The organism is Neisseria oralis (assembly GCF_045062685.1).
Taxonomy (GTDB): domain Bacteria; phylum Pseudomonadota; class Gammaproteobacteria; order Burkholderiales; family Neisseriaceae; genus Neisseria; species Neisseria oralis.
This window is the reverse complement of the sequence record NZ_JBJGEB010000088.1, coordinates 1-253: the sequence shown is the minus strand read 5'-3', so window position 1 is coordinate 253 and position 253 is coordinate 1. Positions and strand designations below refer to the sequence as shown.

Below are 253 nucleotides of genomic sequence, written 5' to 3'. Positions count from 1 at the left end.
TCGCAAGACTGGTCCGACCGCGATCCGAAAGCCAACCGCGAAGCGTACCAGGCGTTTGCGGAACTCGTCCGGCGTTTCCCCGACAGCAAATACGCCGCCGATGCGTCCGCGCGTATGATCAAACTGGTCGATGCCTTGGGCGGCAATGAAATGGCGGTTGCCCGTTATTATATGAAACGCGGCGCATACATCGCCGCCGCCAACCGTGCCCAAAAAATCATCGGCAGCTACCAGAATACGCGCTATGTCGAAG

1 protein-coding gene is annotated in these 253 nt (G+C 58.5%); it reads left to right on the top strand.

The window, feature by feature from the left end; genetic code table 11:
* Positions 1-253, top strand: a 253-nt coding sequence (bamD, locus tag ACI43T_RS12190; RefSeq protein ID WP_405387389.1) for an outer membrane protein assembly factor BamD, incomplete at both ends; no start/stop codon positions are given.